General features: G+C 66.7%; 24 protein-coding genes. 5 read left to right on the forward strand and 19 right to left on the reverse strand.

Annotated elements, in window-relative coordinates; genetic code table 11:
• Positions 1-15: 15 nt before the first annotated feature.
• The 9 genes from hslU to ACZK4Z_RS19615 form a co-directional block, all read right to left on the reverse strand.
• Complete coding sequence (hslU, locus tag ACZK4Z_RS19575) at positions 16-1389, reverse strand: ATP-dependent protease ATPase subunit HslU (RefSeq protein WP_125893431.1); 1374 nt, start codon at positions 1387-1389, stop codon at positions 16-18.
• Between the two features lie 102 nt (positions 1390-1491).
• Entirely contained in the window at positions 1492-2043 is a 552-nt protein-coding gene (gene hslV, locus ACZK4Z_RS19580) for an ATP-dependent protease subunit HslV (protein ID WP_005411093.1), read from the reverse strand.
• 172 nt (positions 2044-2215) lie between these two features.
• Positions 2216-2416 (reverse strand): DUF3079 domain-containing protein, encoded by a 201-nt coding sequence (locus tag ACZK4Z_RS19585; RefSeq protein ID WP_010481389.1) that lies wholly within the window; start codon positions 2414-2416, stop codon positions 2216-2218.
• 77 nt (positions 2417-2493) lie between these two features.
• The gene (gene xerC / locus ACZK4Z_RS19590; RefSeq protein WP_125893429.1) at positions 2494-3384 is read right to left on the reverse strand and encodes a tyrosine recombinase XerC; all 891 of its coding nucleotides are present in this window, start codon (positions 3382-3384) and stop codon (positions 2494-2496) included.
• A gap of 13 nt (positions 3385-3397) precedes the next feature.
• The gene (locus tag ACZK4Z_RS19595) at positions 3398-4072 is read right to left on the reverse strand and encodes a DUF484 family protein (RefSeq protein ID WP_125893427.1); all 675 of its coding nucleotides are present in this window, start codon (positions 4070-4072) and stop codon (positions 3398-3400) included.
• Positions 4069-4920 (reverse strand): diaminopimelate epimerase, encoded by an 852-nt coding sequence (gene dapF, locus ACZK4Z_RS19600; RefSeq protein WP_125893425.1) that lies wholly within the window; start codon positions 4918-4920, stop codon positions 4069-4071. The genes ACZK4Z_RS19595 and dapF overlap by 4 nt, the downstream gene beginning before the upstream one ends.
• The gene (gene lptM, locus ACZK4Z_RS19605; RefSeq protein WP_049399234.1) at positions 4913-5185 is read right to left on the reverse strand and encodes an LPS translocon maturation chaperone LptM; all 273 of its coding nucleotides are present in this window, start codon (positions 5183-5185) and stop codon (positions 4913-4915) included. Before lptM ends, dapF begins: the two co-directional genes overlap by 8 nt.
• Positions 5186-5267: 82 nt before the next feature.
• On the reverse strand, positions 5268-5693 hold the full coding sequence (locus ACZK4Z_RS19610) for a YbaN family protein (protein ID WP_478450992.1): 426 nt from the start codon (positions 5691-5693) through the stop codon (positions 5268-5270).
• Positions 5694-5747: 54 nt separating this feature from the next.
• Complete coding sequence (locus ACZK4Z_RS19615; protein ID WP_049399231.1) at positions 5748-7859, reverse strand: S9 family peptidase; 2112 nt, start codon at positions 7857-7859, stop codon at positions 5748-5750.
• 192 nt (positions 7860-8051) lie between these two features.
• Between ACZK4Z_RS19615 and ACZK4Z_RS19620 the strand changes: the two genes are divergently transcribed.
• A complete protein-coding gene (locus ACZK4Z_RS19620) occupies positions 8052-9239 on the forward strand; it encodes a pyridoxal phosphate-dependent aminotransferase (protein ID WP_125893421.1) in 1188 nt (395 codons plus the stop codon).
• A gap of 136 nt (positions 9240-9375) precedes the next feature.
• Here the strand turns inward: ACZK4Z_RS19620 and ACZK4Z_RS19625 are convergent, their stop codons facing one another.
• On the reverse strand, positions 9376-11472 hold the full coding sequence (locus ACZK4Z_RS19625) for a prolyl oligopeptidase family serine peptidase (RefSeq protein WP_125893419.1): 2097 nt from the start codon (positions 11470-11472) through the stop codon (positions 9376-9378).
• Between the two features lie 69 nt (positions 11473-11541).
• Positions 11542-11868, reverse strand: coding sequence for a hypothetical protein (locus tag ACZK4Z_RS19630; protein ID WP_125893417.1), 327 nt, complete (start codon positions 11866-11868; stop codon positions 11542-11544).
• Between the two features lie 127 nt (positions 11869-11995).
• Here ACZK4Z_RS19630 and ACZK4Z_RS19635 point away from each other — a divergent pair, with 127 nt between their 5' ends.
• Complete coding sequence (locus tag ACZK4Z_RS19635) at positions 11996-12598, forward strand: lipocalin family protein (RefSeq protein WP_010481371.1); 603 nt, start codon at positions 11996-11998, stop codon at positions 12596-12598.
• Between the two features lie 40 nt (positions 12599-12638).
• Here the strand turns inward: ACZK4Z_RS19635 and ACZK4Z_RS19640 are convergent, their stop codons facing one another.
• From ACZK4Z_RS19640 to ACZK4Z_RS19660, 5 genes are all read right to left on the reverse strand, one after another.
• On the reverse strand, positions 12639-12938 hold the full coding sequence (locus ACZK4Z_RS19640) for a HigA family addiction module antitoxin (protein WP_049463234.1): 300 nt from the start codon (positions 12936-12938) through the stop codon (positions 12639-12641).
• Positions 12939-12948: 10 nt separating this feature from the next.
• On the reverse strand, positions 12949-13227 hold the full coding sequence (locus tag ACZK4Z_RS19645; protein WP_080356578.1) for a type II toxin-antitoxin system RelE/ParE family toxin: 279 nt from the start codon (positions 13225-13227) through the stop codon (positions 12949-12951).
• Between the two features lie 264 nt (positions 13228-13491).
• Positions 13492-14181: a methionine ABC transporter permease gene (locus ACZK4Z_RS19650; RefSeq protein ID WP_478450993.1), complete on the reverse strand. Its 690-nt coding sequence runs from the start codon at positions 14179-14181 to the stop codon at positions 13492-13494.
• On the reverse strand, positions 14178-15185 hold the full coding sequence (locus ACZK4Z_RS19655) for a methionine ABC transporter ATP-binding protein (protein WP_032129022.1): 1008 nt from the start codon (positions 15183-15185) through the stop codon (positions 14178-14180). The genes ACZK4Z_RS19650 and ACZK4Z_RS19655 overlap by 4 nt, the downstream gene beginning before the upstream one ends.
• Positions 15186-15385: 200 nt before the next feature.
• Positions 15386-16282, reverse strand: a complete 897-nt coding sequence (locus ACZK4Z_RS19660) for a DMT family transporter (RefSeq protein ID WP_180838456.1) — start codon at positions 16280-16282, stop codon at positions 15386-15388.
• A gap of 219 nt (positions 16283-16501) precedes the next feature.
• On the opposite strand from ACZK4Z_RS19660, the gene ACZK4Z_RS19665 reads away from it, so the two are divergent.
• Complete coding sequence (locus ACZK4Z_RS19665; protein ID WP_006471121.1) at positions 16502-16984, forward strand: YajQ family cyclic di-GMP-binding protein; 483 nt, start codon at positions 16502-16504, stop codon at positions 16982-16984.
• A 35-nt stretch (positions 16985-17019) separates the two neighbouring features.
• On the opposite strand, the gene ACZK4Z_RS19670 is transcribed toward ACZK4Z_RS19665, so the two are convergent.
• The 3 genes from ACZK4Z_RS19670 to ACZK4Z_RS19680 all read right to left on the reverse strand — a co-directional run bounded on the left by ACZK4Z_RS19670 (position 17020) and on the right by ACZK4Z_RS19680 (position 20883).
• On the reverse strand, positions 17020-18117 hold the full coding sequence (locus ACZK4Z_RS19670; RefSeq protein WP_125893413.1) for a helix-turn-helix domain-containing protein: 1098 nt from the start codon (positions 18115-18117) through the stop codon (positions 17020-17022).
• A 154-nt stretch (positions 18118-18271) separates the two neighbouring features.
• On the reverse strand, positions 18272-19399 hold the full coding sequence (locus tag ACZK4Z_RS19675; RefSeq protein ID WP_049399218.1) for an NAD(P)-dependent alcohol dehydrogenase: 1128 nt from the start codon (positions 19397-19399) through the stop codon (positions 18272-18274).
• Between the two features lie 17 nt (positions 19400-19416).
• Positions 19417-20883 carry a benzaldehyde dehydrogenase gene (locus ACZK4Z_RS19680; protein WP_125893411.1) on the reverse strand — a complete coding sequence of 489 codons (1467 nt, stop codon included), beginning with the start codon at positions 20881-20883 and terminating at the stop codon, positions 19417-19419.
• Positions 20884-21076: 193 nt separating this feature from the next.
• On the opposite strand from ACZK4Z_RS19680, the gene ACZK4Z_RS19685 reads away from it, so the two are divergent.
• The gene (locus tag ACZK4Z_RS19685) at positions 21077-21643 is read left to right on the forward strand and encodes a DUF1415 domain-containing protein (protein WP_125893409.1); all 567 of its coding nucleotides are present in this window, start codon (positions 21077-21079) and stop codon (positions 21641-21643) included.
• Complete coding sequence (locus ACZK4Z_RS19690; protein ID WP_049460889.1) at positions 21640-22443, forward strand: SDR family oxidoreductase; 804 nt, start codon at positions 21640-21642, stop codon at positions 22441-22443. The genes ACZK4Z_RS19685 and ACZK4Z_RS19690 overlap by 4 nt, the downstream gene beginning before the upstream one ends.
• Positions 22444-22579: the final 136 nt, after the last annotated feature.

Raw genomic sequence — 22579 nt, forward strand, 5'->3', positions numbered from 1 at the left:
TTGCAGCGTCGGGCGTTACAGGATGTAGCGGCTCAGGTCCGGGTCCTGCACCAGCTCACCCAGATGTGCATCGACGTAAGCGCTGTCGATGGCCAGGGTTTCGCCGTCGCGGTCCGGTGCCTCGTAGCTGAGCGAATCCAACAGGCGCTCCAGTACGGTGTGCAGGCGACGGGCACCGATGTTCTCCTGGCGCTCGTTCACCTGGAAGGCGATCTCGGCCAGACGATCGATGGCGTCGGCAGTGAAGTTGACCTTGACGCCTTCGGTGGCCAGCAGCGCTTCGTACTGCTTGGTCAGCGCGGCCTTCGGCTCGGTCAGGATACGCACGAAATCACCCTTGCTCAGCGCACCCAGCTCCACGCGGATCGGGAAGCGGCCCTGCAGCTCCGGAATCAGATCGCTGGGCTTGGCCAGGTGGAACGCGCCCGAAGCAATGAACAGGATGTGGTCGGTCTTGATCGTGCCGTACTTGGTCGACACGTTGGAGCCTTCCACCAGCGGCAGCAGGTCGCGCTGCACGCCTTCGCGCGACACGTCGCCACCACCCACGTTGTCACCACGCTTGGCGACCTTGTCGATCTCGTCGATGAAGACGATGCCGTGCTGCTCGCAGGCCTCGATCGCGGCAGTGCGGATGTCGTCCTCGTTGACCAGCTTGCCGGCTTCTTCCTCGATCAGCAGCGGACGCGCGGCCTTGATGGTCAGCGTGCGCTTGTGCGCCTTGGCGCCGCCGCCGAGGTTGGCGAACATCGACTTCAGCTGCTGGCCCATTTCCTCCATGCCCGGCGGGGTCATGATGTCCATGCTGACGTTGGCAGCCAGGTCGAGCTCGATCTCGCGCTCGTCCAGCTCACCGTTGCGCAGCATCTTGCGGAACTTGATGCGGGTCTCGTTGTCCTGCGCCGACGGCTCGTTGCGGGCGACTTCCGGATCGAAACCGATGCCACCGCTGCGGCGCGGCAGCAGCGCATCGAGGATGCGGTCTTCGGCGCGTTCTTCGGCCTGGGTACGCACGCGCACCTTGGCCTGTTCGCGGTACAGCTTGACCGCGGTATCGGCCAGGTCGCGGATGATCTGCTCGACGTCCTTGCCGACGTAGCCGACTTCGGTGAAGCGGGTGGCTTCAACTTTGACGAACGGCGCGTTGGCCAGGGTGGCCAGTCGACGCGCGATCTCGGTCTTGCCGACGCCGGTCGGGCCGATCATCAGGATGTTCTTCGGCATCACTTCATTGCGCAGCTCGGGCACCAGCTGCATGCGGCGCCAGCGGTTGCGCAGGGCAATGGCCACGGCGCGCTTGGCGTCGTGCTGGCCCACGATATGCCGATCCAGTTCCTGCACGATCTCGCGCGGGGTCATGGTGGCGGAGGAAACTTCGATCTTCGACATGGATGTGCTCACGGATTCATTGTCGGTAGTGCCGGCCGCTGGCCGGCAACCAGGCACGCGTGCGGGGATCATGAGGTTGCCGGCCAACGGCCGGCACGACCCTCACAGCTCCTCGACCACCACGTTGCGGTTGGTGTAGATGCAGATGTCGCCGGCAATGCCGATCGCTTCGCTGGCAATGGTGCGCGCATCCAGTTCGGTGTGCGCCATCAGCGCGCGCGCGGCCGACAGTGCATAGGAACCACCGGAACCGATGGCGATGATGCCGTCCTCCGGCTCGATCACATCACCGGTGCCGCTGATGATCAGCGAGGTTTCCTTGTCGGCCACTGCCAGCAGGGCCTCGAGCTTGCCGAGGCGGCGCTCGGTGCGCCAATCCTTGGCCAGTTCGACCGCAGCGCGCTGCAGCTGGCCGTGCTTTTCCAGCTTGGCCTCGAACAGCTCGAACAGGGTGAAGGCATCGGCGGCGGCACCGGCGAAGCCGGCCAGCACCTGGCCGTCTCGGCCGAGGCGGCGCACCTTGCGCGCATTGCCCTTCATCACGGTGTGGCCCAGCGTGACCTGGCCGTCGCCGGCAATGGCCACGTGCTCGCCGCGACGGACGCAGACGATGGTGGTGGCGTGGAAAACGTTGGGATTCTGACTGGGGTCCATGCGGCCTCCGATAGCTGTTCCCGGGACATGGGGACAGCGCCGGGTGCGATCAAGCCTGTGCGGATGGCTGCCGTTCAGCGCTTGGCGGCGCCCCATGGGAAGAGGGCGCCCTTTTAACGAGCGCATCGCAATGCGCGCGGACCCCGCCGCCCGAACGTGGAACGCCTGCCGTTCAGCGCTTGGCCTGCGACGGCCGATCCGGATTCGGCTCGATGCCCCAGGCGATGTACCAGTCCTCACCCTGCGTCTCGATCGGGTGCTGGGTGCGGCCGGAGCCATTGCCGCAGGCCAGCGCGTCAGCCGCGCAGTAGCGATCGCAGCCCCAGCAGATGCGTTCGGGGTGCCTGGGATGCAGCGGAATGGGCTTCGCCATGGTGGCGGTGTCCTCGTGGCCTGCGGCCACAATGCGCCGGTAGCGGCCGCCCTGCCCTGATCCAGATCAAGGGCGGTCTATTCAGCCTTGTCGTCCTTGCTGCGGCGCTTCGCACGTGGATGCGCGGCGTCGTAGACCTTGGCCAGGTGCTGGAAATCGAGGTGGGTGTAGATCTGCGTGGTGGCGATGTCGGCATGGCCAAGCAGTTCCTGCACGCCACGCAGGTCACCGGACGATTCCAGGATGTGGCTGGCGAAACTGTGCCGCAGCATGTGCGGGTGCACGTGCTTGAACAGGCCCTGGCGCTGCGCCAGCTGGCGGATGCGGATCTGCACCGCACGCTGGCTGATCGGCCCGTTGCGACCGGGAAACACCGGCGAGGCCGGGCCGCCGCCACTTTCCGCACGCCACGCCTGCAGCGCTTCGCGCGCCGGCCGGCCGAACGGCACGCGACGCTGGCGATTGCCCTTGCCCAGCACGTTGACCAGGCCGCTGTCGAAATCCAGGTCGCGCCAGGTCAGCGCGCAGACTTCGCTCAGGCGCAGGCCAGAGGAATAGAACAATTCCAGCAGCGCGCGGTCACGGCGGCCGAGTTCACCTTCCGGTTCCAGCTCGACCAGCTGCACGGCTTCGTCGGCATCGAGCACCTGCGGCAACCGGCGCGGTGCGCGTGGCGCCTTCAGCGTCGCCGCCGGGCTGACCTCGATGCGCCCGTGCTTGAGCAGCCAGGCGTAGAAGCTGCGGCACGCCGACAAGCGGCGCTGCAGGCTCTTGGCCGACAAGCCACGCCGGTGCTCATCGGCGACGAACTGACGCAGCGACTCGGCATCGAGTGTTTCCAACGCAACACCGCGCGGCTCGGCCCAGGCCGACAGCGCGTCCAGGTCGCGGCGGTAGGCGTCGAGCGTATGTGCCGACATCCGCCGCTCTACCTGCAGATGCTGCAGGAAGGCCTGTACCGCGCTCATCGTCGTATCCTGCTCAGCCCGGGAAGCGCTTCAGGCCGGTGGCCAACGCATCGCCCATCATGCGCAGGAACAGCGTGCCCATGCCCGGGTAGAAGCGGTTCGGGTCGTGGCTGCCCACAGCAATCAGGCCCACGCCCGGCAACGGCAGCAGCGCGGTGGTCTGCACTTCTTCGCTGCGCACGCCGTACAGCACGGCATTCTTTTCCGGCTGCAGGCGCCCGCAGATCGGCTCGCCGTCGTTCAGGCAGTCGCGGAACGGGCCCAGCTGCGCATCATCGGCGGCGATCACCTGCAGCCAGTCGGCCTGTTCCAGCCCGGCCACCGGTGTGTGCACCACCAATCGCACCAGGTCGCCGGCGAAATCTTCCTGCAGCGAGGCAGCCATCGCACGCAGGGTGTCGGCGGCGTTGTCCTGCTTCATCAGCGCCAGGGTCAGCTGATGCGTGCGCACTGCCAGGCGTTCATTGACCTGGGCGGTGGCACCCAGATCGGCCAACCGTCGTGCCAGCTCGCGGTTCTTCTCGCGCAGCACTTCCAGCTGGTAGCTGGCCAGCGACGCGGTCGGGCCATCGTCGCGTGGCACCACCAGGGTCAGGGCCAGGTCCGGGAACTGCTTGAGGAAGCCGGGATGTCGCCGCAACCACGCAGCGACTTCATGGGCCCCGAGCTTGTCGACGGTTTCGGTCATGCGATCCACTCCCCTTCGAAGACGAATGCGGTCGGGCCGGCCATCACCACCGGCTGGCCATCGCCCGGCCACTGGATGCGCAGGTCACCCCCGGGCAGGCTGATGCGCGCATCGCGCTGCAGGCGGCCACGCTGCATCAGGGTCACCGCAGCGGCGCAGGCGCCGCTGCCGCAGGCCAGGGTTTCGCCGACGCCACGTTCATTCACACGCAGACGTGCATGCGCCGGGCCCATCACCTGGGCAAAACCCACGTTCACCGAGCGCGGGAACGAGGCATGCTGCTGCAGCAGCGAACCGACGCGCTCGACCGGTGCTGCATCGATCAGGCCCACTTCGATCACCGCATGTGGATTGCCCATCGACACCGCGGCGAAGCGTATGCTCTCGCCCTGCAACGGCAGCAGGTACTCCTCGCGTGCATGGGCGAAGCCCACCAGCGGCACGTTGACCGGCTCGAACGCAGGCACGCCCATGGTCACCGCGAACTGGCCATCGCCCAGGGCCTTCACCCCATGACTGGCCAGCGGGCTGTCGATGACGAACTGATCCCCCTGCGCACTGCCCTCACGCACCAGCCAGGCCGCGATGCAGCGCGCGCCGTTGCCGCACTGCTCGGAGTTGGAACCGTCGGCATTCCAGATGCGGTACGACGCCACCGAGCCTTCCGCGCGCGGCGCTTCGATGGTCAGGATCTGGTCGCAGCCGACGCCGGTGTGGCGGTCGGCCAGGCGCGCGGCCAGTTCAGGCGTGGGCGGCGCAGTGCCGTCACGCAGGTCGATCACTACGAAATCATTGCCCGCGCCATGCATCTTGCTGAAGCGCAGCGCCTTGGAACCGGCCTTACTCATTCCCGCCGCCCACCTTCTTCGCAGGCGCAGGCGCCGGTTGCGTGGTCGGTGCAGCCGGCTCCACGGTCGTGGCCGGGGTGCCGCTGCCTTCGGTCTGCGCCGGGGTCGCTTCGGTAGCGGGCTCGGCAACCGGTTCGACGGTTTCTTCCACCGGCACCGGCTTCTGCGGCAGTACCAGCGGGCCCTTGTTGCCGCAGGCGGCGAGGAGCAGCAGCGAGGCCGCTGCCAGCGGAATCAGGATGGCGTTTCGATGGGGGATCTTCATGCCCCGAGTATAGCCATTGGCGGCTGAGCGGTTGGTGCAGGGGATCGGGTTGCCGGCCAGCGGCCGGCACCACCGCAGGCGTTCAATCTGCAGGCGGCGGCAGCGGCCGGGTCCACAGCCAGATCGCCACCACGGTCATGCTGCCGATCGAGAACCACTTCACCCAGGCGATCGGCACGCACCACAGCATGATGCCGGCGCACACTGCCATGGTGATCGTGGCCATCCACTTGCCGTAGCGGCTGACCGCCCCGTGTGCCTGCCAGTTGGCGATGGCCGGGCCGAAGCGCGGGTGCTGCAGCAGCCAGGTGTGCAGGCGCTCGGAACCACGCGAGGCAGCGCAGGCCGAGATCAGGATGAATACGGTGGTGGGAAGACCCGGCACGAAGATGCCGACGATACCGGTGCCCAGGCTGACGTAGGCCAGCAGCCACCACGCCCAGCGGAAACGCACCACGCGCGGTGGCGTGGCAGCATCGCGGGATGCGGAGGGGTCGGGCTGGCTCATGGCCGCAAGGATACCGGTTCGGGATGCCAGGCAACGCCCGGCACCCCTGCACCATTACGGCTGGGCGATGCCCAGCTGCTGCAGCACGAACGCGTACGACTCGGACAGTTCACGGTAGCGCTGGAAGCGCCCCGACTTGCCGCCGTGGCCGGCTTCCATGTTGGTGCGGAACAGGATCGGGTAATGGCCGGTGTTGTCGTCACGCAGCTTGGCCACCCACTTGGCCGGCTCCCAGTACTGCACCTGCGAATCCCACAGGCCGGTGCCCACGAACAGCGCCGGGTACGCCTGCTGCTTCACGTTGTCGTAGGGCGAGTAGGACAGCATGTAGTCGTAATACTGCTTCTGCTCGGGGTTGCCCCACTCGTCGTATTCGTTGGTGGTCAGCGGAATGGTCGGGTCGAGCATGGTGGTGACCACGTCGACGAACGGTACCTGCGCCACCATCACCCGGTAGTCCTGCGGCGCCTGGTTGGCCACGGCGCCCATCAGCAGGCCACCGGCGCTGCCGCCGGACGCGGCGACGCGATCCTTCGCCGCCCAGCCCTGCGCCACCAGGCCGCGGGTGACGTCGATGAAGTCGTTGAAGGTGTTCTGCTTGTGCAGCAGTTTGCCGTTCTCGTACCAGTCGCGGCCCATCTCCTGGCCGCCACGGATATGGGCGATGGCATACACCACGCCACGATCGAGCAGGCTCACCGCGGTCTGGTTGAAGTACGGATCCATCGACATGCCGTAGCTGCCATAGGCGTACTGGAACAGCGCGCCCTTGCCATCCTTCTGGTAGCCCTTGCGGTAGACCAGCGACACCGGCACCTTCACGCCATCGCGCGCGGTGATCCAGACACGATCGGTTTCGTACTTCGACGCGTCATAGCCGATCACCGGTTGCACCTTCAGCTGGCGGCGCTCGCCGGTGGCGGTGTTCAGCTCGAACACGGTGGTCGGGGTGGTCATCGAGGTGTAGACGTAGCGCAGCCACGGCGTATCGGCCTCGGTGTTGTCGCCCAGGCCCATCGAGTACGCCGGCTCATCGGCCTTCACGTAGTCGCTGCGGCCATCCTTGAACAGCAGGCGGATGCGTTCCAGGCCCTCGGAACGTTCGGCGATGGCGGTGTACGCATCGAACAGCTCGAAGCCTTCGATGAACACCGCATCGTCATGCGCGATCCAGTCCTTCCACTGTGCGCGCGAGGTCGCATCGGTCGGTGCGGTGACCAGCTTGAAGTTCTTCGCACCGTCGTTGGTGCGGATCACCCAGCGGCCGTCGTAGTGGTCAGCGTCGTACTCCACATCGCGCTGGCGCGGCGCCAGTACGGTGAACGTGGTCGGGTCGCTGGCCGGCGCGTAGCGCTCTTCCGAGGACACGGTGCTGTGCACACCGATGGTGATGAAGCGATCGTCGCGGGTGCGGCCGATGCCCATGTAGAAGCTGTCGTCCTTCTCTTCGTAGACGACGGTGTCGGCACTGGCCGGGGTGCCCAGCACGTGCTTCTTCACGCGTACGGTCAGCAGCGTTTCCGGATCGTTCTCGACATACAGCACGGTGCGGTTGTCGTCGGCCCAGACCAGGTCGCCGGAGCTGCCGGTGATCACATCGGGCAGCACCTTGCCGGTGGCCAGGTCCTTGAAGCGGATGGTGTACTGGCGGCGACCGACATCGTCATCGGCCCAGGCCAGCAGCTGGTTGTCCTGGCTGACTTCCATCGAGCCGACGCTGAAGTAGCCCTTGCCGGCGGCCATCGTGTTGACGTCCAGCAGGATTTCCTCGGCGGCATCCATGCCGCCCTTACGGCGTGCGTGGATCGGGTAGTCCTGGCCGGTCTCGAAGCGGCTGTAGTACCAGTAGCCGCGCTCGCGCGCCGGCACACTGGAATCGTCCTGCTTGATGCGGCCGACGATCTCCTTGTACAGGGTGTCTTCCAGCGGCTTCAGCGGCGCCAGCAACTGGTCGGCGTAGGCATTCTCGGCCTGCAGGTAGGCCAGCATGTCCTTGTTCTCGCGCTTGTCGTCGCGCAGCCAGTAATAGTCGTCGTTGCGGGTCGCGCCGAACGGCGCCTTGACCACATGCGGATGCTTGGCGGCATCCGGCGGAACGGGCGGCGTGGCGGCGGTGGCAGTGGTGGTCATCAGGCTGGCAAGCAACAGGCAGAGGGTGGATTTCATGAGATAAGGCTCCTTGAGCCGCAATGCAATGGCGTCCTTGTGCTCGAGTCTGGGTTGCAGGAGGGTTGCGGGCAACCCTGCGGATCGTCATGGGTCGTGCTTGCCGCTGGCCGGCAACCTTGGGATAAACAGAGGCGGGTGGTTGCCGGCCAGCGGCCGGCACTTCCAGGACGCGCGGCGTACCATGGGCACATGAGTACCCTGCCCCACACGCCGGGCTACAGCCGGCGCAGCCATGAAATCGCTCCGTTCCACGTGATGTCCCTGCTGGCCCGCGCGCAGGCGCTGGAACAGGCGGGCCACGATGTGATCCACCTGGAAATCGGCGAACCGGACTTCACCACGGCCGAACCGGTCGTGCGTGCCGGCCAGGCCGCATTGGCCGCCGGCCATACCCGCTACACCGCCGCACGTGGCCTGCCGGCCCTGCGCCAGGCGATCAGTGGTTTCTATCGCAGCCATTACGGGCTGGATATCGATCCCGAACGCATCCTGGTCACTCCCGGCGGCTCCGGTGCGCTGCTGCTGGCCAGCAGCCTGCTGGTCGATCCGGGCCGCCACTGGCTGCTGGCCGACCCCGGATATCCCTGCAACCGTCATTTCCTGCGCCTGGTGGAAGGCGGTGCACAGCTGGTTCCGGTCGGCCCGGACACCGCCTACCAGCTCACGCCGTCGCTGGTGGAACAGCACTGGAATGCCGACAGCGTCGGCGCACTGGTGGCCTCCCCCGCCAATCCGACCGGCACCGTGCTGTCCGCCGACGAACTGGCGGCACTGTCGCAGGCCCTGCACGCGCGTGGCGGCCATCTGGTGGTGGACGAGATCTACCACGGCCTGACCTACGGCCTGGATGCACCCAGCGTGCTGCAGGTGGATGACAGCGCGTTCGTGCTGAACAGCTTCTCCAAATATTTCGGCATGACCGGCTGGCGGCTGGGTTGGCTGGTGGCGCCGCCGGCGGCGGTGCCGGACCTGGAGAAGCTGGCACAGAACCTGTACATCAGCGCGTCGAGCATCGCCCAGCATGCCGCACTGGCCTGCTTCAGCGAGGAATCGATGTCGATCTTCGAACAGCGCCGCGAGGCGTTCCGCCAGCGTCGCGACTATCTGCTGCCGGCGCTGCGCGAGCTTGGTTTCCGCATCGAAGTGGAACCGCAGGGTGCGTTCTACCTGTACGCCGACGTCAGCGCGTTCACCGATGACGCGCAGGCGTTCTGTGCGCACTTCCTGGAAACCGAACACGTGGCGTTCACCCCGGGCCTGGATTTCGGTTTCCATCGCGCCAACCAGCATGTGCGCCTGGCCTATACCCAGGAAGTGCCGCGGCTGCAGGAGGCGGTGGCGCGGATTGCACGCGGGTTGAAGAGCTGGGGCGCCTGATCGATCTGCGCGAACGGCATCCACGCATGGCGTGGATCTACTGACCCAGCGCACGATACGTAGGTAGATCCACGCCATGCGTGGATACGTGAACCCAACGAAAAACGCCGCCCTGGGGCGGCGTTTTCCGTTCTGCTTACTTGCCGCCCAACCGCTCCCACAGGAAGCTGTAGGCCAGTGCGGACATGTGTGCGGCCTGCGCGTTGTTGGCTGCGCCGCCGTGGCCACCTTCGATGTTCTCGTAGTAGGTCACGTCCTTGCCGGCGTCGATCATCTTCGCCGCCATCTTGCGGGCATGGCCCGGGTGCACGCGGTCATCGCGGGTGGAGGTAGTGAACAGCACCGGCGGGTAGTTCTTCTTCGCGTCGAACAGGTGGTACGGCGAGAAGGTCTTGATGAACTCCCAGTCGCTGGTGTCCGGGTTGCCGTATTCGGCCATCCACGAGGCACCGGCCAACAGGTGGCTGTAGCGCTTCATGTCCAGCAGCGGCACCTGCACCACCACTGCACCGAACAGCTCCGGGTACTGGGTCAGCATGTTGCCGGTCAACAGGCCACCGTTGCTGCCACCCTGCACGCCCAGGTGCTTGGCGCTGGTGATCTTGCGCTTGACCAGATCGCGCGCCACCGCAGCCATGTCTTCATAGGCCTTGTGACGGTTCTGCTTCAGCGCTGCCTGGTGCCAGCGCGGGCCGTACTCGCCACCACCACGGATGTTGGCGACCACGTACACACCGCCCTTCTCCAGCCAGGCGCGGCCCATGCCACCGGAGTAATTCGGGGTCAGCGAGATCTCGAAGCCACCATAGCCGTACAGCAGGGTCGGGTTGGAGCCGTCCAGCTTCATCGCCTTGTCGTGCACCACGAAGTACGGCACGCGGGTGCCGTCCTTGCTGGTGGCGAAGTGCTGCTCGATCACCTTGCCCTTGGCATCGAAGAAGGCCGGCATGGTCTTCAACGTTTCCGGCGCCTGGCCGATCTCGGCCAGAGCCAGCGTGGTCGGGGTCAGGTAGTCGGTGGCGGTCAGCCACACCGCATCGCTGTCGTTGCTGTCCACTGCGCCCACCGCCAGCGTGCCAAAGGCCGGCGCGCCGACGAAGCGGCTGGTCTGCCAGCCATCGGCGCCCGGGGTCAGCACCGACAGGCGGTTCTTGACGTCATCCAGCACGTTCAGCACCAGGTGGCTCTTGGTCCAGGTGGCGCCGGCCAGCGAGGTGGTCGCGGTCGGGGTGAACAGCACCTCGAAGTCGCGCTTGCCGGCCAGGAAGTCGTCCAGCTTCGTCGCCAGCAGCGAACCGGACGCGTAGGTCTTGCCGCCCACGGTCCACGGATCGCGCAGTTCCAGGGTCAGCCACTGTTTGTGCAGGCCCTTCTCGGCCGAGTTCGGCGCGTCGATCTTGGTCAGCGTGCCATCGTCGCCACGCAGGTAGAGCTCGTTGTTGTAGAACGCCAGCGTGCGGCTGACCAGGTTGCGCTCGAAGCCCGGGGTGTCATCGTGCATCGCCGCGATGTACATGTCTTCCGGCTTGCCTTCGTACACCACGGTGGCCGAGGTCATCGGCGTGCCGCGCTTCCACAGCTTGGCCACGCGCGGGTAGCCGGAGGTGGTCATCGAGCCCGCACCGAAGTCGGTGTAGACGAACACGGTGTCGCGGTCGACCCAGTTGAGGCCGCCCTTGGACTCGGGACGGAAGAAGCCGTCCTTGATCCAGGTCTTGTTGGCCAGGTCGAACTCACGGGTGACGTCGGCGTCGGCGCCGCCGCGCGACAGCGCGATCAGGCAGCGGCTGTAGTCCGGGCGCAGGCAATCGGCGCCATGCCAGACCCAGTTCTCACCCTCGGCCTTGTTCAGCGCATCCAGGTCGAGCACGGTTTCCCACTGCGGCGAGGCCTTGCGGTACTCGGCCAGGGTGGTGCGCCGCCACAGGCCGCGCTCGTGCTGCTGGTCCTTCCAGAAGTTGTAGTAGTAGTCGCCGATCTTCTGCACGCCGGGGATCTTGGCATCGGAGTCGAGCACCTCGCGGATGCTGGTCTCCATCTGCTTGAAGGCCGGGGTCTGCGCCAGGCGCGCCTCGGACTTGGCGTTCTGTTCCTTGACCCAGGTCAGCGGCTTGTCGCCGGTGACATCTTCGAGCCAGGCGTAGCGATCGGTGTCTTCAGCGGCCACGGCGGTCCCCACCGAGGCAGCGGTCATCATGCCGGCCAGCAGGCAGGCGGAAGCGAGTCGAGACATTGCAGCTCCAGGCAGTCATAAGCCGTGGAACGCTAGCATGGATCGCCGCGGCCGCCCCCGTGTCGAAGGTCAGGCCGCGGCGGTGGAGCCGCGACGGCCTCGCGCCGTCCCGCCGCTACGGCGACGTGCCTGTCCACCGGTACGACGCGCCAGCCGCAGCCACGACAGGCGCGGCAACGGAAAGCGCAGCAACGCCCACCAGGCCACCAGCGGCATGCCCACCAGCCACATGGGTAGCCAGCCCAGCCAGGCACTGCTGCCGCGCGCGGCCGGCCAGACCAGTACCAGCGCCATACCGGCCAGGGCCAGCTGCTGCACGCTGCGCAGCAGGCGCGGGTCGGCACGCTCGAGAATGACGCGTTCAGTTGCAGAGCGGCGGACGGAACGTGCGTTCATGGGGCTTCTCCGGTGGACAATGCAACACAGCATGGGCAACCCCCTTCTCACAGGTTGCGACACCATTGACGGATCGCGTGCACACAGTCGACCATGCGCGTGCAAGCCCACTGGAGCCCGCTCCCGCATGACTTCGATCCGCCCGCTCTGCGCCGCGCTGCTGGCCCTTTCCCTGGCCGGCCCCGCCGTGGCCGCCAGTGAGCCGCCGTCGCCCCGTACCAGCGCCTCTGGTGCGGCTGCCCTGGACGCACCGATCGACCTGAAGCGCTTCATGGGTACCTGGTACGTGATCGGCCGCGTGCCGAACTTCATCGAACGTGGCCATGTCGCCAGCGTCAACGAGTACGAGTTGCGCGACGCGCACAAGGTCGGCATCACCTACCGCTACCGTGATGGCTTCGGCGAACCGCTGCAGGAAGTGCGTGCCCGCGCCAGCGTCGACCCGGACAGCGGCAACCACGGCTGGCGCACCTGGTTCTACCGTGTCGTGCCTACGCATTCGAGGGTGCTGGAAGTAGCGCCGGATTACTCGTGGGCGCTGATCGGCTATCCCGGCCGTGAAATGGCCTGGATCTTCTCGCGTACGCCGGACATGGACAAAGCCCTGTACAAGGAGCTGGCCGAGCGCCTGCGTGACGAGTACGGCGTGAACACCGACAAGCTCAAGCGCGTGCCGCAGCACCCGGAGCAGGTCGGCAAGCTGGGCTACGAAGTACCGAACGTGCGTTGACTGGATTGTGGCCGCGGACCTCGGTCCGTGCGCCCCGAATTCACGCTGCCCGCGGCTGTACCCGTCGCTCGATCTCGCTGCGCGTTGGCAATGTCTTGAGGTCGTAGGCCGCCTGCATCGCAAGCCAGGACGCGGCATCCCCACCAAAATGTCGCGCCAGCCGTGCCGCGGTATCGGCCGAAATACTGCGCTCCCCGTGCACGATGGCGTGCAGCCGTGTTGCGGGAACATCCAAGGCCCTTGCCAGCGCGTTCACGCTCAACGCCAGAGGCATCAGGAACTCTTCGCGCAGGATCTCGCCAGGATGGATGGCGCGCATGCCGTTGTGGGGACGCTTCATGGCGGGCACCTCAGTGATAGTCAACAATTTCCACGGCATCGGCACCGTTGTCAGTCCAGGTAAAGCACAGCCGCCACTGGTCATTGATACGCAAGCTGTACTGCCCTCTCCGATCACCTGACAGCGCCTCGAGTCGGTTCCCGGGCGGGCTGCGCAGGAATGCCAACGTCTGTGCCGAGTCGAGCAGCTGCAGCTTGCGCTCGGCAGCCCGCCGGATCGAAAGCCAGGCACGTGGACAGGTTCCTTCAAACAGGGCACGGGTCTGCTTGCAGCGGAATGAACGGATCATTCCGTAAAACGTATTACGTTGAACGGAACATACCAAGGAACGGGGTGTGCTGCCAGTCCCAGTCTGGCGATATCGATTCCTGATGGGTGTGGCGGCTTCCAGAGCCTGGCGCTATGACAGGCACACTGTCGAAGTTCTGCAGGTTCTGCAGGCTCTGCCGGCCAGCGGCCGGCACTACCGTTTCCAGGCAATGGGGTAGAGCCGGCCGCTGGCCGGCTGCCGCGATGCACCGGGCGACGCCGGGGGCAGCGCCCCGGCGCCTCGTCATTTGCGGCTGTAATGCGCGACCAGGCGGTCGCCGAGCATCTGCAGCAGCTGCACCAGAACCAACAGCAGGACCACGGTAACCAGGGCCACGTCGGTGTGCGAACGCTGGTAGCCATCGCGGAACGCCAGGTCACCAAGGCCGCCGGAACCAATCGCACCGCCCATCGCGGTGAAGCCGATCAGCGCCACGGTGGTGACCGTCGCACCGGCGATCAGGCCGGGGCGCGCCTCGGGCAGCAGCACGCGGGTGACCAGCTGCCAGCTGGTGGCACCCATCGACTGGGTCGCTTCGATCACGCCACGGTCCACTTCGCGCAGTGCGGTTTCGACCAGGCGCGCGTAGAACGGCGCGGCACCGATCACCAGCGGCACGATCGCACCGCGTACCCCCAGCGACGTCCCCATCAGGAACAGGGTGACCGGGATCAGCACGATCATCAGGATGATGAAAGGCACCGAGCGCAACAGGTTCACCACCAGCGCCAGCACGCCGTAGGCGAACGGACGGCGCTTCATCTGCGGCGCGCCGAACAGGTACAGCAGCACGCCCAGCGGCAGGCCGATGGCCAGGGTCAGCGGCAGCGAACCGAGCAGCATCAGCAGGGTGTCGATGGTGGCCTGGCCGATGTCGGCCCACTTGCCCGCATCCAGGTGGCGGAAGAATCCGCCGGCAGTGGCGATGATCATCGACGCAGCTCCTCAACGTGCACGCCGGCAGCCACGAACGCGGCCTGCGCGGCGGACTGGTCACCGCCCACCAGGGCGACCACCAGCTGGCCATACGGGGTGTCCTTGATCCGGTCGATACGGCCGGACAGGATGTTGTAGTCGACCCCGGTCTCCCGCGCGACACTGCCGAGCAGGGGTTCGTAGGTGTCTCCGCCGAGGAAGGTCAGGCGCACGATGCGGCCACCGACAGCATCGAAATCACGGTGCAGCGCGCCTTCATCCACGTGCTCCGATTCGCTGACGAAACGGCGCGTGGTCGGGTGCTGCGGGTGCAGGAACACCCGGGTGACCGGCCCGGTCTCGACCATCTGGCCGGCGTCGAGCACGGCGACACGGTCGCAGACACGGCGGATCACGTCCATCTCGTGGGTGATCAGCACGATCGTCAGGCCCAGCTCGCGATTGATCTTCGACAGCAGCGACAACACCGAGGCGGTGGTCTGCGGGTCCAGCGCACTGGTGGCCTCGTCGCACAGCAGGATCTGCGGGCGTGTCGCCAGCGCACGGGCGATGCCGACGCGCTGCTTCTGGCCACCGGACAGCTGTGCGGGGTACTTCTGCGCATGCGCCTCCAGGCCCACGGTCTGCAGCAACTCGGCCACGCGCGCGTCGATCTCCGCCTTCGGCGTGCCGGCCAGCTCCAGCGGGAAGGCGACATTGCCGGCCACCGTGCGCGACGACAGCAGGTTGAAGTGCTGGAAGATCATGCCGATGCGCCTGCGCAGCGCGCGCAGGCCATCCGCGTCCAGTGCGGTGACATCCTCGCCACCGATCAGCAGGCGACCACCGCTGGGCTCTTCCAGGCGGTTGATCATGCGGATCAGGGTCGACTTGCCGGCGCCGGAATGGCCGATGATGCCGAATACCTCACCGGCCTCGATGGTCAGGTCCAGCGGCTGCAGCGCGCTGACTGCGCGGCCGGCAACGGCATAGGATTTGTGCAGGCGCTGGAACTCGATCACGGGCGTGGCTCACCGGCTGGGTGACGGAAGGGGGCGTGCAGCCTACCAGCGCAGGCGGTCGCGCGCCCGCGCCATGGGCCAGAATGTTATTCCTTTTGGTTCTAAGTCGCCCGCACCCGGTAGTGTCGGCCGCTGGCCGGCACCTGCAGCGATCCCTCCGGGGCAAGGAGTTGCCGGCCAGCGGCCGGCACTACCCCGGCTCAGGGATGATCCAGCGGCTTCGGCGGTTCCTGCCGGTTCACCCGCTCACGGTGCAGCAGGTACAGCCCCGAGGCGACGATGATCGCCGCGCCCACCCAGGTATAGCTGTCCGGCAGCTGGCCCCAGAAGGCCAGGTCCCAGCCGATCACCCACACCAGGCCGCTGTACTCCAACGGCGCGATCATCGACGCCTCGCCCAGCTGGAAGGCCTTGGTCAGTGCGATCTGACCGAGCGCTCCGGCCAGACCCATGCCGGCGATCAGCGGCGCATGCTCCAGCTGCAGCGGCACCCAGCCGGGAAGGGCCAGCAGGCCGGCACCGATGGCCATGATCACCAGGAACCAGACCACCATCGACTGCGAGGTATCGGTGCGGGTGAGCAGGCTGACCGTGATCGCCGCCACCGCATACGCGGTGGCCGCGGCCAGCACCATCAGCCCCGGCACCGAAATGAAGCCGTCCACGCCCGGCCGCAGCACCACCAGCACGCCGACCAGGCCGATGCCGATGGCCACCCAGCGCCGCGGGCCAACCCGCTCACCCAGCAACGGCACCGACAGCGCGGCGATCAGCAGTGGGGCAACGAAATAGATGGTGTAGGCGGTGGACAGCGGCAGGTCACGCAGGGCGAACACGAAGCAGCCGATCATCGCCATGCCGAGCCCACCACGCAGCAGGTGCAGGCCCCAGCGGCGCGGGATCAGCGAGCGCGGGCCGGCGCTGACCAGCACCCAGACCAGCACGAACGGCAACGAAGCCGCACCACGCAGGAAGGTCACTTCCAGGGTCGGATAGCTGGCCGACAGCTGCTTCATGCCGGCGTCCATCAGCGAGAAACAGGCGACCGCCGCAACCATCCAGGTCACCGCGCGCGAGGGAGAGCGTTGCAGGTTCATGGCCCATTATCGCCCGCCTGTTGCTCTTATGTAGCGCCGAGCCATGCTCGGCGGGCCGCCTTGTAGAGTCGAGCCATGCTCGACTGCTCTTCACAAAGCAGCCGAGCATGGCTCGGCGCTACAAGGGAGGGAGCGAGTCGAGCATGGCTCGACTCCACAAAACGGGTATGCAGCCAGCACGATAGAATGACCGCCACTGAATTCTGCGGAGCACCGCCCATGCCTTCCTTCGACGTCGTGTCCGAAGTCGACACCCACGAGCTGACCAACGCCATCGACCAGGCCAACCGCGAACTGGCCACCCGCTTCGACTTCAAGGGCGTGGACGCCAAGTTCGAACGCGATGGCGATGTCATCAATCAGACGGCGCCGACCGAGTTCCAGCTCAAGCAGATGAACGACATCCTGCGCGCACGCCTGGCCGCGCGCGGCATCGACGTGCTCAGCCTGGAGTTCGGCGACATCGAAACCAACCTGGCCCAGGCCCGGCAGAAGATCACCGTCAAGCAGGGCATCGAGCAGAAGATCGCCAAGAAGATCGCGGCGGCACTGAAGGACGCCAAGCTGAAGGTGGAAAGCCAGATCAACGGCGACAAGCTGCGCGTGCAGGGCAAGAAGCGCGACGATCTGCAGGACGCCATCGCCGTGCTCAAGGCCGGCAAGTTCGAACTGCCGCTGCAGTTCAACAACTTCCGCGACTGATGCCCCCGCCGGGACCTGCCCGGTGGACTACGCGGTCAATCGCGCAGCAGCTTGTACAGCGTGGTGCGCGAGATTCCCAACTGGCGTGCGGCCAGGCTGAGGTTGCCGTCAGCGGCCAGGGCCGCGCGACGCGCGGCCTCACGCTGCTGGTCACGCAGCAGCGGCGCGCCTGGGTCTGCCGGGGTGCTTCGCACAGTAGACCGGTGCGTCGCGCCCCGCGGCCCCTGCAGACGCTGCAGGTAGACCGCACTGCCCTCGCCCAACCGGACCCGATGCGCTGCGCCCGGTTGCAGCAGCCGACGCCGTTGCGCCGCACTGGCACCGGCAAACAGCGCTTCCAGACCCAGCAGCGGCAACGGCCCGCGCCGTGGCAGGCCCAGCAGGCGCCGTGCAACGCGGTTGGCTGCACGCAGCTGGCCATCCTCCTGCACCGCCAGCAGTCCCTGCAGCGGTGACGCCAGCCAGCGCGGATCATGTTGCACGGCGAGCAGATGCACGTCGGTGAGGCTGTGGAACAAGCGATTTTCGCTAGCCAGCGCAGCCTGCCGGAAATAGCCCTGCAGCAGCGCGGGATCGCGCTCGCCAAGACCGGTGATATCGATCACTCCGCAGACCCGACCGTCGAGATCGTGCAGTGGCTCGCTCAGGCAGAACACCGGCGCGAACCGCTGCAGGTAGTGTTCGTTGCCGCGCACCAGTGCCGGCACATCGTCGGCCAGGCTGACCGCTGGCGCAGTGGTGCCGATCTCGGTCTCGCCCAGCTGTCGCCCGACCTGGATCGGCCGCAGCAAGGGAGCATCTTCCAGCCCGTGGGCCTGCTGCGCGATCACCATGCCGTCGCGGTTGGCGCAGAACATCGTCCAGCCACGCCCACCGAAGGCCGCCCAGAGCTGTTCCAGCTCCGGCTGCACGCAACGCGCCAGGCGCCGGTCATCGGGATGGGACAGATGGCGGCCATCGCCCAGCAGCGGCCGATAGTCCGGCTCCTGCCCCGGCTGCAGGCCCGCTGCGCGCGAACGCAGCCATGACTGCTGCAGCGGCAGCGGCAACACGCCCAATGAGCGCGCATCGCCGTCGGCGAAAGCGGTACGTGCCGCCACCAGTTGTTGCTGCCCGACTGTCGTGGCCATCATGGACGCAGCGTACACCCGCCAGCGGCAACGTCATGTTACGTCTCGGCAACGGAGCGTTTCCGTTTCAAGACGCGTTCAAACAAAGGGGCAGAGCCGTTATGGAAAACGGATCTGCCCCATGCCGGCCAGCGGCCGGCACAACCAACAGGGGAAACTACGCCGCGATGCGCAGCACCGGCTTCAGGGTGATGCCACGGGTGCTGTCTTCGGCCGCCTGGTTGATCTGTTCCAGCGGATAGAACTTCACCAGTTTGTCGAACGGGAAGCGTCCCTGCTGGAACAGGGTCACCAGCTGCGGAATGAACACCTGCGGCACACTGTCGCCCTCGACGATGCCGCGGATGCTGCGACCGCCGAGCAGCAGGTTGTTCACATCGAAACTGGCGGTGGTGCCCAGCTTCGGCGCACCGACCACGCCCATCATGCCCAGCCCACCCAGCGCCTCGACGCCAGCGGACAGCACGTCCGGACGACCGGTCGATTCCAGCGCGAAGTCAGCACCCCCACCCGTGATCGCACGCACCGCCTCGACCACATCGGTCTCCCGGCTGTTGACCACGTGGGTGGCCCCCAGCTCCAGAGCAAGCTCCAGGCGCGAAGGCACCACGTCGATGGCAATGATGGTGGTGGCCCCGGCCACCTTGGCCGCCATCACCGCGCTCAGGCCCACCGCACCGGCACCATAGCTTGCAAAGCTGCTGCCCGACCGCACCTGCAGCGAGTTGAGCACCGCACCGGCACCGGTCTGGATGCCGCACCCCAGCGGGCCCAGCAGTTCCAGTGGTGCGTCATCAGGCACCTTGATCGCATTGATCTCGCGGGCCAGCGCGTAGGTGGCAAACGAGGACTGGGCGAAGAAATGATCGTGCAGCGGCTGGCCCTGCGCATCGGTGATGGCGGTATGGCCGTGGCCATCATCGCCACCGAAGTTCAGGGCGAAGAAATCCCTGCAGTAAGCACCGTGTCCACCCCGGCAGGGATTGCAGTGACCACAGGCGCCGTAGGTCAGCACCACGTGATCCCCCGCCTTGAGGTCGCGCACGTTCGGGCCAACCGCTTCGACGATGCCCGCCCCCTCATGGCCCAGCACCGCCGGCAGCGGCACCGGATAGTACTGATCGCGCACGATCAGGTCGGTATGGCACAGGCCGGTGGCCACCACCTTCACCAGCACCTCGTCGTCCTGGGGACCGCGCAGCGTCGCCTGCTCGATGACGAAGGGCTGCTCCTTGCCGCGTACCACGGCGGCGGTGATCTCACGCGTTGCGTTGTTGTCGTTCATCGTGATGGCTCCTTCGATCAGATCGGGTAAGCGGGCGCTTCGCCCTTGACGGTCAACCACTGCCACTGGGTGAACTCCTCGCCGTTGGCCGGGCCACCGATGCTGGTGCCGTTGCCGGACGCGCCGACGCCGCCGAAGGGATTGATCACCTCGTCATTCACGGTCTGGTCGTTGATGTGCAGCAGACCGGTACGCAGGCGCTCGCCGATCTTCAGTGCGCGGCCGACGTTGCTGGACACGATCGCCATCGACAGCCCGTACTCGCTGTCGTTGGCCAGGCGCACCGCTTCGTCGTCATTGTCGAACGGCACCACCACCGCTACCGGCGCGAAGATTTCCTCGCTGAAGGCCGGATTGTCGGCCGCAACGTTGCCGAGCACGGTGGGTGCGAAGAACAGCTCCCGGTGTGTGCCGCCCGCTTCCAGCGTGGCACCGGCCTGCACCGCCTGCTCGACCACGCGTGCAGCATGGTCGCGCTGGCCAGCATTGATCAGCGGGCCGATCGCCACGTCCTCACGTGCCGGGTCGCCTACCTTCAGCGCGTTGGCCTTGGCCACCAGTTTCTGCAGGAACGTGTCGTGGATCTTCCGGTGCACCAGCACGCGGCCGGTCGCCATGCAGATCTGGCCCTGGTGCAGGTAGACGCCCCACGCGGTGTTGGCCACCGCCAGGTCCAGGTCCGCATCGTCCAGGATGATCAACGAATTCTTGCCACCCAACTCCAGCGAAACCTTTTTCAGGTGCTTGCCCGCCGCTTCGCCGACCTTGCGCCCGGCGGCGGTGGAACCGGTGAACTGGATCATCGCCACGTGCGGGTCACTGGTCAGCGCGGCCCCGGCCGCGCCATCGCCGGGCAGCATGTGCAGCACGCCTGCCGGCAGGCCCGCCTGCTCGAACAGGCGTGCGATCACCGCGCCACCACACACTGCCGTACGCGGGTCCGGCTTGAGAACCACAGCGTTGCCCAGCGCGATCGCCGGGGCCACCGCACGCATCGCCAGATAGAGCGGGAAGTTGAACGGCGAAATGACCCCGACCACACCCAGCGGGCGGCGCCGCGCCAGATTCAGCTTGCCCGGCTCGGACGGCAGGATCTCACCCGTGCTGCGCGACGGCAGTGCGGCGGCCTCGTGCAGCGCCTTGATCGTCACCTTGGTCTCGAAGCCGGCCTTCAGGCGGGTCGAGCCGCTTTCGCGCACCAGCCACTCGACCAGGGTGTCGATGTTCTCTTCGGCCAGACGCGCGGCCTTGCGCAGCACGTCGGCACGCTGTTCGTAGGGCGCCGCCGCCCAAGCCTGCTGCGCCTGTGCCGCGGCAGCCGCCGAACGCGCGATCTGCGCCGGGTCGGCCAGGCCGATCTCGCCCAGCTCCCGGCCAGTGGCCGGTTCAATCACCGGGTGCCGTTGCGGGGCAGCCTGCCAGTGGCCATCAAAGAAGGCGCCGGCCCAGAGGGCGTCCGGCAGCCACGGGGAAGATGCAGTCATGGGTGTCCTCCTGTGTCGTGCATCCATTCCACGCCCGTCGCCCCGGACTGGCAATCGGCCATCCATCGGTAGCGCGCAACGGTTTGAATCTTCAGGAATTTCCAGCTTCGCCACTGTCCAGTTCCTGCACAGTGGACAGCGCAGCACCGGCACACTGCCTACAATGGCGGCCCCGCCAGCCCACGTGCCCGCCATGACCGATACCTCCCTGCCCACCGATGACCCGATCGCAGCCACCCGCCTGTGGCTGGAGCGCATCGTCATCGGCCTGAACCTGTGCCCGTTCGCCAAGGCGGTGTACGTGAAGGACCAGGTCCGCATCGTGCTCAGCGATGCGACCACGCCGGAAGCGCTGGTTGAACAGCTGGCCGAGGAGCTGGTGCTGCTGCGCGATACGCCGGCCGAGCAGATCGACACGACGCTGATCGTGCATCCGCAGGTGCTGACCGATTTCCTCGACTACAACGATTTCCTCGACAACGCCGATGCGGCGATCGAGGCACTGGACCTGCAGGGCATCCTGCAGGTGGCCAGCTTCCACCCGGACTACCAGTTCGATGGCGTGGCCGCGGACGACGCCAGCAACTACACCAACCGCGCGCCCTTCCCCACCCTGCACCTGCTGCGCGAAGACAGCGTGGCACGCGCGGTGGATGTCTATCCGGACCCGGACGTGATCGTCGAGCGCAACATCCAGACCCTGGACCGCATCGGTGTGGACGGCTGGCATCGCCGCCTGCGCGGCGAAGACCTGACGTGAGCACGGTGCCGCCGATTGCCGCATGGCCGGCCGCGCCACTGTCGGGCAAGGTTGTGCTGGTCACCGGCGGTGCCAACGGCATCGGCCGTGGTATTGCCCAGGCCGTACTTGGTGCCGGTGGACGCGTGCTGATCGGCGACCTGGACGTGGAGGCCGGAGAAGCGTGTCTGGCGGAATGGCAGCGCGGCGAGGATGCCGCGTTCCAGCGCCTGGACATCACCGACGAAGCCAGCGTGCGCGACTTCATCGCCGTGGCCCTGCAGCGTTTCGGCCGTATCGACGGACTGGTGAACAACGCGGGCATCGCCGGTCCACACGGCACAGGGTTGCAGGATATGGACTGGGACGAGTGGCAGCGCCGGCTGTCGTCACTGCACGGTGCATTCCTGTGCAGCAAGCACACGTTGCCAGCACTGACCGCCAGCGCCGCCGGTGCGATCATCAACATCGCCTCCACCCGGGCCTGGCAATCCGAAGCACACAGCGAAGCCTATGCGGCAGCCAAGGGTGGGCTGGTGGCCTTCACCCATGCACTTGCGATCAGCGCCGGTCCGGCGGTGCGTGTGAACAGCATCAGCCCCGGCTGGATCGGCACCACTGCGTGGCAGGCCCCCTCACGGCGCCACGCGCCGGAATACTCAGCCATCGATCATGCGCAACACCCGGTCGGCCGGGTCGGCCGCCCCGAAGACATCGGTGCACTGGCGGTGTACCTGCTGTCGTCGCTGTCCGGTTTCACCACCGGCCAGGACTTCATCGTGGACGGCGGCATGACCCGGAAGATGATCTACGCCGAATGACCCCAAGGCGCGACGCCCGGTAGAGGCCAACCTTGGTTGGCCTGGGCTTTTCGCCAACCAAGGTTGGCGCCTACCAAGGCGTTACGCCATGTCCGAACATTCCGGTAGATCCACGCCATGCGTGGATAACGGTAAC

The organism is Stenotrophomonas sp. 71799_Sma (assembly GCF_056482505.1).

Bases quoted from the DNA above. Each gene is read 5' to 3' on its own strand.
- xerC (WP_125893429.1), bottom strand. From the start codon at position 3,384: ATGAGCGCGGTACAGGCCTTCCTGCAGCATCTGCAGGTAGAGCGGCGG.
- ACZK4Z_RS19610 (WP_478450992.1), bottom strand. From the start codon at position 5,693: ATGAGCCAGCCCGACCCCTCCGCATCCCGCGATGCTGCCACGCCACCG.
- dapF (WP_125893425.1), bottom strand. From the start codon at position 4,920: ATGAGTAAGGCCGGTTCCAAGGCGCTGCGCTTCAGCAAGATGCATGGC.
- ACZK4Z_RS19615 (WP_049399231.1), bottom strand. From the start codon at position 7,859: ATGAAATCCACCCTCTGCCTGTTGCTTGCCAGCCTGATGACCACCACT.
- ACZK4Z_RS19625 (WP_125893419.1), bottom strand. From the start codon at position 11,472: ATGTCTCGACTCGCTTCCGCCTGCCTGCTGGCCGGCATGATGACCGCT.
- ACZK4Z_RS19630 (WP_125893417.1), bottom strand. From the start codon at position 11,868: ATGAACGCACGTTCCGTCCGCCGCTCTGCAACTGAACGCGTCATTCTC.
- ACZK4Z_RS19585 (WP_010481389.1), bottom strand. From the start codon at position 2,416: ATGGCGAAGCCCATTCCGCTGCATCCCAGGCACCCCGAACGCATCTGC.
- ACZK4Z_RS19645 (WP_080356578.1), bottom strand. From the start codon at position 13,227: ATGATCCGTTCATTCCGCTGCAAGCAGACCCGTGCCCTGTTTGAAGGA.
- ACZK4Z_RS19665 (WP_006471121.1), top strand. From the start codon at position 16,502: ATGCCTTCCTTCGACGTCGTGTCCGAAGTCGACACCCACGAGCTGACC.
- hslV (WP_005411093.1), bottom strand. From the start codon at position 2,043: ATGGACCCCAGTCAGAATCCCAACGTTTTCCACGCCACCACCATCGTC.
- ACZK4Z_RS19620 (WP_125893421.1), top strand. From the start codon at position 8,052: ATGAGTACCCTGCCCCACACGCCGGGCTACAGCCGGCGCAGCCATGAA.
- ACZK4Z_RS19685 (WP_125893409.1), top strand. From the start codon at position 21,077: ATGACCGATACCTCCCTGCCCACCGATGACCCGATCGCAGCCACCCGC.
- ACZK4Z_RS19675 (WP_049399218.1), bottom strand. From the start codon at position 19,399: ATGAACGACAACAACGCAACGCGTGAGATCACCGCCGCCGTGGTACGC.
- ACZK4Z_RS19640 (WP_049463234.1), bottom strand. From the start codon at position 12,938: ATGAAGCGTCCCCACAACGGCATGCGCGCCATCCATCCTGGCGAGATC.
- lptM (WP_049399234.1), bottom strand. From the start codon at position 5,185: ATGAAGATCCCCCATCGAAACGCCATCCTGATTCCGCTGGCAGCGGCC.
- ACZK4Z_RS19635 (WP_010481371.1), top strand. From the start codon at position 11,996: ATGACTTCGATCCGCCCGCTCTGCGCCGCGCTGCTGGCCCTTTCCCTG.
- ACZK4Z_RS19650 (WP_478450993.1), bottom strand. From the start codon at position 14,181: ATGATCATCGCCACTGCCGGCGGATTCTTCCGCCACCTGGATGCGGGC.
- ACZK4Z_RS19660 (WP_180838456.1), bottom strand. From the start codon at position 16,282: ATGAACCTGCAACGCTCTCCCTCGCGCGCGGTGACCTGGATGGTTGCG.
- ACZK4Z_RS19670 (WP_125893413.1), bottom strand. From the start codon at position 18,117: ATGATGGCCACGACAGTCGGGCAGCAACAACTGGTGGCGGCACGTACC.
- ACZK4Z_RS19680 (WP_125893411.1), bottom strand. From the start codon at position 20,883: ATGACTGCATCTTCCCCGTGGCTGCCGGACGCCCTCTGGGCCGGCGCC.
- ACZK4Z_RS19595 (WP_125893427.1), bottom strand. From the start codon at position 4,072: ATGACCGAAACCGTCGACAAGCTCGGGGCCCATGAAGTCGCTGCGTGG.
- hslU (WP_125893431.1), bottom strand. From the start codon at position 1,389: ATGTCGAAGATCGAAGTTTCCTCCGCCACCATGACCCCGCGCGAGATC.